The following is a 4,719-nucleotide window of genomic DNA, read 5'->3' on the forward strand; positions in this document are numbered from 1 at the left end:
CCTTGTGCTTGCGGCAGAGCCACCGGCGGAGCCGATACCGGACCGTGACGGTCCACCGCCCGGTACGCTCGGCTGACCGAGCCAAGACAGAAGTAGTTCGCCCATCCTCGCAGCCGGCGATTGAGGAGCGATACCAGTTCTTCCGCTTCGCTTCCCTGGGTGTTCCGACCAAGCCGTTCGCTCACGCTCTGCAACAGCCGGTTCACCCGTTTCTTGGAGGGCTGCGTCCCCAGGTAGCTGCGGCCCGTGATGGGCTTGTAGCAAAGACCGAAGGTGTAGCCGAGAAAGTCGAAGCTCTGCTCCGGCACTCGGCAGATCCGGGTCTTTTCCGGGTTCACGGTGAGCCCGATTCGCTCCATGATCTTCTCCATTTGCTTCCGGGCTTCCTGGGCGTGATGTCGGCAGAGGATCACATAGTCGTCGGCGTACGATACGATGTGCGCCGCCCACTTTGCAGCCCATCCTTGCCTCCTCCATCCCAAGATAAACCGCCTCATGTAGAGGTTGGTCAGTAGAGGGGAGATGGGAGCCCCTTGAGGGGACCCGCGCCTCCGATCTTTGGCCTGGGTCGTCCGCCGTTTCCCTCCCCGCTCGTCTTCTTCCTCGACGGGCATTTCCAGCCATGCCTTCAAAAGAGCAAGCATGACGCCGTCGGAAATCCGCCGGGCCAAGCTCTTCATCAGGGCATGGTGAGGGATGCTGTCGAAATAGCCGGAGAGGTCGGCGCCGATCACCTCGGTGTAGCCCGTGTTGATGCATCGTCCTTTGCACGCATGCCCTCGCCCAATGCCCCGGCGGCTCTCCCCAGTGCACATATGCTCTCCTTCCCAGGGAAACATCGGCCTTCGCTTCTTCGACACGAGCTCGGCGTCCGCATTGCCCGTTTCGAGGCTTTGTTCAGCGTTCACTTCCGTTAGGGCCTGCTTGCTCGCTGACCCGCTTTCCGGGCCTTTTCCCAGAGGCTTCGACCACCGGCGTTACCACCAGCAGCCGCTCCGGGTGCTTCCGGCTGGAGCAATAGTTACCGGGTGGGGATCACTCCCTCCCCACTGGGCGATGCACCCTTTTCACGGCGCACGTCAAAGTCAGGTTAAGCGTCAGGTGGTCACGATCATGCTGCACAAAACCGGCCGCAATCAATAAAGGCCGGACATCCAGTCATAGGCGCAGTTCCGAATGTGAGCCGAGCCGCAGCAGTTCCAGCGTTTCCGCGTCCGGCTTTCGAAAGATTAAGACCAAATCCGGCTTGACGTGGCAGTCACGGCACCCGTGCCAATTGCCGGTTAGGGCATGATCCCGATGGCGCGGCTCTAACGGCTCATCGTTCGCCAGCGCCACCAGAACCGGCCGCAGCATTGCCGCAAGCGTTTTGCCATGCTTCCCCTTGGCCTCGCGTTTCACGTCACGTTCGAACGGTCCGGATTCTAGGATTTGTCGCATGCCGGCTTACCGCTTCCGGCCTTCGCTGCGCGCCTCTTCTATGTCGGCCATGATGCCCTCAATCGTCGTCGGCGTGAGCTTGCAAGCCTGCGCTTCCTCGATAGCGCGCAGTGTTTCCGGGCTGGGCTGGAACAGGTCGAGCGGCAAGGCCCGATCCGTAGCAATCCGCGTCATGAACATGCGGACCGCATCAGACACGGTTAGACCCGTGGACTTGATGACCGCGCTTGCAACGTCCTGAATCTCGTCAGGCACCCGAGCTTGAATCTTCGCCATTGCTAAGACCTCCTTTTGTTGTCTGTACTACAGTGTACTACAGGCCGTCCGACTTTGTCAACACGTCCGCGTTGGCATTCACCCATTTGTTGTCTATACGTGTTCACACACATGGATAGGACGGAAGATGTCAATAAACCGCAAAGCGCACCGTGCAGCGGTGGGGCCGCGGCATGGACCCGAACCCGCCGCTCATCGACGCGCTGCACCTCCACATGCTTCTCTGGGAGGACGAGAAGCGTAAGGATCTGGTCGGGTATCTCGGAGAACGGGACCTCTTTGAAGACAGCCCGTTCTGGAAGATGGTGCAGGCGCTCTTCGAGGTGCTTCTGCGGGATCTCGAGGGCTGGAAGCTGGTGAACGCGTTGCTCGGCGAGCGCCAGACGCTCCATGTGGAAGGCAAGCGCGGAGCGTTTTGGGCGTCGCAGGCGACCTTAGGGTTTCCGGAGGAACTTTAGGTCATGCCCCTGGCTGAACCAATTTCGGACTATGTACTCACTGCCCATGCGATTCATGAGATGACGCGTCGTGGTCTGGACGAGGAAATCATCCAGGAGGTTCTGGCCAAGCCCGAGCAGCGGCTGTCCGTTCGCTCGGGACGAGATGTGTTGCAGTCGCGACGGACGATGGAGGGAGCGACCTATCTGATCCGCGTCTTCGTGGACGTGGATCGGTCGCCCGCAGAAGTCGTCACCGCATACCGAACGAGTAAGATTGACAAATATTGGAGGGAAGGCCAGTAAACAACGCGCGACTGAAGTCGCAGGCTTTATCGTGAAGCGCAGACATGGTTGCCAACATCCGCACCTCCAACATTAGGCGTGCTTACGGCCGCCCTTGGCGGAACCATCGTTCCGCCAATCCGGGCAAGATTCCGACTTGCGTTCAAGTCGCTATGAGCCCGGAGACCACAGTGAGGACACACGAAACGATGCTTCGTGCGTCTGCCCAATTGTTTACAAGACGAGCAGGTTTGGCTCGTGTAGGCCGGATCGACGTATTCGACCGCGAATGCCGGCCGATTTCGCCTTGTACTCGACAAAGCGTTGGAGCTGCCGGAAGGCCCAGCGATGCAATCTTCCGCGCATGCGCTTGCCAGCCTTGATCCGGTCTCGGATATGCGTCAGGTCCTCCATCGTGATCTTGGAGACTCCGGCCTCGAGCGCCTCCCGCACGATGGCCTTGCTCGTCTCGTGGTTCACATGAGTGACGTGCCGCCTCTCCTTGCCGGAGACCTGCCGNAGCTTCTGTTTTGCGCTTCGGCTGCCGTTGGACTGGAGACGGCGACGCAGGGCGAGATGGCGGTCGCGACGATCGCACAGACGACCGCCGCCGAATATCCCTCCCAAACTATGTGCCGCGAGATTGTTTTCGCCGACATCCACTCCCATTACCGGGCTGGATGCGATCGGCTCCTTGTCGTCGGATTCGACGACGAGGTTGAAATACCAGTTGCCTTTGCGAAAGACCAGTTCCGCCTCCTTCGGCCGGCCGAAGGAGAGGATGCGCCGCTGGTGTTCCCCAAGACGCATCGGAACGATGACGCGTCCGCCCNGGGTNTAAAGCGAGACGGCATTCTTCTTGAGCGCGTAGGTGCGCTTGTCGAAGTGGACGCTGGCGCGCTGGAAGCTGATTGCCGGAACCGGCGTGTCTTTCGGAATCCGCCCGGTTACCTTGAGTGCCTTGTACGCCTTGCAGACCGAAAAGATGGCATTGCAGCACATCTGGCTGCCCAGCGGAGTCGAAGAACGCAGATCCGAATAGGTCCGTTGATGCAATGCCACCCGATTCCAGACCCGATGCTCGCGAACGACGGCGGAAAGCCGCTGGCAGGCGTTCGCAAAGTCGGATTGCAGCGCGGCAAGCGCCCCTTCCTGTTCTGGCGACGCGTCCAACTTGATCGACGCCGTGCGCATCATGGCCTATCGCCTCTTGGTGACGTGTTCGGATCGTTCGATGTAGCGACGGATGGTTTCCGCGCTGACATTGCCGGCGGTGCCGACGTAATAGGATGGAGACCAGAGATGTCCATCCCACAACCGCTCCTTAAGTGCTGGAAACCGTTGAAACAGCAAGCGAGCCGTAACGCCCTTGAGCACCTTGACGGCGTCGGCCACGGCAATGGCGGGAGGCATGCTGAGAAACAGATGGATGTGGTCCGGCTGAATCTCCTTGGAGATCATCGGCCAATCTCGTTCCGCGCAAATCGAATCCAGCATCGCTCGCATTTCCTCGGCCACCGGTCCCGTCAACACGTCGATCCGATACTTTGGGCACCATACCACATGGTATGCGGTTTTGTAAACACGATTGCGGTTGGTGACAACGCGTTGCTTGTCGGAAAGACTACATCACGTGTTGCGTTCCCAGCAACCGCAATTCCTCCCGCGATTGAAATCGCAGGTTTCCTTGCAGGAACTCTATGAAGGTGATTTATGACGCGAAGACAGACACACTGACCGTCATCCTCAAGAGTGACGTGCAGGTGGTAGAAAGCGACGAGGGCAAGCCAGGAGTGATCCTAGACTATGACGATGCGGGCAACCTGATCTCGCTCGAAATCCTCGACGCCTCGAAGCGTCTCAGCGATGCCCGAAAGATCGAATTCCAGACCACGGAGTGATCGCATGGAGATAGCACCGAATCCTTGGTAGGCCATTGCGGCATCTCACGAGGCCTTCTTCTCGCGCTTGTAGTCACGCTTGAATTGGCTCGTGTACTCAATCGTCCGCATTGAGATCGCGGAACAACGTATCGAGCTCGGCTGCTTTCGTAACACGACCGGCACGGGCATTGCGCGAGCCGAACGCAGAAAGCGCAGGGCAAAGACCGAGAGAGCGGCAGAGAAGGCGGAGCGGTTTCAGGCGCAGCTTGATGAAGCGGCCCCGGGGGTAGTGTCCGCTTTTTTGTGTGCGGGTCGATTTTCCGCTTTGTTGTCTAACAGTAAAGAGAGTTGTTCGCACGCCGTCAACTCGGACCGGCGAGACCGCTTCCCCAAAGCGG

Annotated in this window: 8 protein-coding genes and 2 pseudogenes; 3 read left to right on the forward strand and 7 right to left on the reverse strand. The window is 59.3% G+C overall.

Going from position 1 to position 4,719, the window contains the following annotated elements:
* The 3 genes from A37A_RS15355 to A37A_RS0102700 form a co-directional block, all read right to left on the reverse strand.
* The coding region (locus A37A_RS15355; protein WP_255324847.1) for a reverse transcriptase domain-containing protein at positions 1–908 on the reverse strand (908 nt) is incomplete at its 3' end.
* A 250-nt stretch (positions 909–1,158) separates the two neighbouring features.
* Positions 1,159–1,440 carry a type II toxin-antitoxin system YafQ family toxin gene (locus tag A37A_RS0102695; protein WP_020493908.1) on the reverse strand — a complete coding sequence of 94 codons (282 nt, stop codon included), beginning with the start codon at positions 1,438–1,440 and terminating at the stop codon, positions 1,159–1,161.
* A 6-nt stretch (positions 1,441–1,446) separates the two neighbouring features.
* Entirely contained in the window at positions 1,447–1,716 is a 270-nt protein-coding gene (locus A37A_RS0102700) for a type II toxin-antitoxin system RelB/DinJ family antitoxin (protein ID WP_018290004.1), read from the reverse strand.
* Positions 1,717–1,889: 173 nt separating this feature from the next.
* Between A37A_RS0102700 and A37A_RS0102705 the strand changes: the two genes are divergently transcribed.
* The gene (locus A37A_RS0102705; RefSeq protein ID WP_020493909.1) at positions 1,890–2,174 is read left to right on the forward strand and encodes a hypothetical protein; all 285 of its coding nucleotides are present in this window, start codon (positions 1,890–1,892) and stop codon (positions 2,172–2,174) included.
* Between the two features lie 3 nt (positions 2,175–2,177).
* Positions 2,178–2,459: a DUF4258 domain-containing protein gene (locus A37A_RS0102710; RefSeq protein ID WP_020493910.1), complete on the forward strand. Its 282-nt coding sequence runs from the start codon at positions 2,178–2,180 to the stop codon at positions 2,457–2,459.
* 26 nt (positions 2,460–2,485) lie between these two features.
* Here A37A_RS0102710 and A37A_RS21155 read toward each other — a convergent pair whose 3' ends face one another.
* The 3 genes and pseudogenes from A37A_RS21155 to tnpA form a co-directional block, all read right to left on the reverse strand.
* The gene (locus tag A37A_RS21155; RefSeq protein ID WP_343122720.1) at positions 2,486–2,758 is read right to left on the reverse strand and encodes a zinc ribbon domain-containing protein; all 273 of its coding nucleotides are present in this window, start codon (positions 2,756–2,758) and stop codon (positions 2,486–2,488) included.
* The gene (locus tag A37A_RS15360; RefSeq protein ID WP_231363739.1) at positions 2,673–3,635 is read right to left on the reverse strand and encodes an RNA-guided endonuclease TnpB family protein; all 963 of its coding nucleotides are present in this window, start codon (positions 3,633–3,635) and stop codon (positions 2,673–2,675) included. The genes A37A_RS21155 and A37A_RS15360 overlap by 86 nt, the downstream gene beginning before the upstream one ends.
* Positions 3,636–3,638: 3 nt before the next feature.
* Positions 3,639–4,028, reverse strand: a pseudogene (gene tnpA, locus A37A_RS0102720) (IS200/IS605 family transposase); the annotation flags it as partial.
* Between the two features lie 110 nt (positions 4,029–4,138).
* On the opposite strand from tnpA, the gene A37A_RS0102725 reads away from it, so the two are divergent.
* Positions 4,139–4,339, forward strand: coding sequence for a DUF2283 domain-containing protein (locus A37A_RS0102725; protein WP_018290008.1), 201 nt, complete (start codon positions 4,139–4,141; stop codon positions 4,337–4,339).
* 97 nt (positions 4,340–4,436) lie between these two features.
* Here A37A_RS0102725 and A37A_RS21160 read toward each other — a convergent pair.
* Positions 4,437–4,719, reverse strand: a pseudogene (locus tag A37A_RS21160) (hypothetical protein); the annotation flags it as partial.

The sequence above is a fragment of the Verrucomicrobium sp. 3C genome (assembly GCF_000379365.1).
Taxonomy (GTDB): Bacteria; Verrucomicrobiota; Verrucomicrobiia; order Methylacidiphilales; family Methylacidiphilaceae; genus Methylacidimicrobium.

Bases quoted from the DNA above. Each gene is read 5' to 3' on its own strand.
- A37A_RS0102695 (WP_020493908.1), bottom strand. From the start codon at position 1,440: ATGCGACAAATCCTAGAATCCGGACCGTTCGAACGTGACGTGAAACGC.
- A37A_RS0102700 (WP_018290004.1), bottom strand. From the start codon at position 1,716: ATGGCGAAGATTCAAGCTCGGGTGCCTGACGAGATTCAGGACGTTGCA.
- A37A_RS0102705 (WP_020493909.1), top strand. From the start codon at position 1,890: ATGGACCCGAACCCGCCGCTCATCGACGCGCTGCACCTCCACATGCTT.
- A37A_RS0102710 (WP_020493910.1), top strand. From the start codon at position 2,178: ATGCCCCTGGCTGAACCAATTTCGGACTATGTACTCACTGCCCATGCG.
- A37A_RS0102725 (WP_018290008.1), top strand. From the start codon at position 4,139: ATGAAGGTGATTTATGACGCGAAGACAGACACACTGACCGTCATCCTC.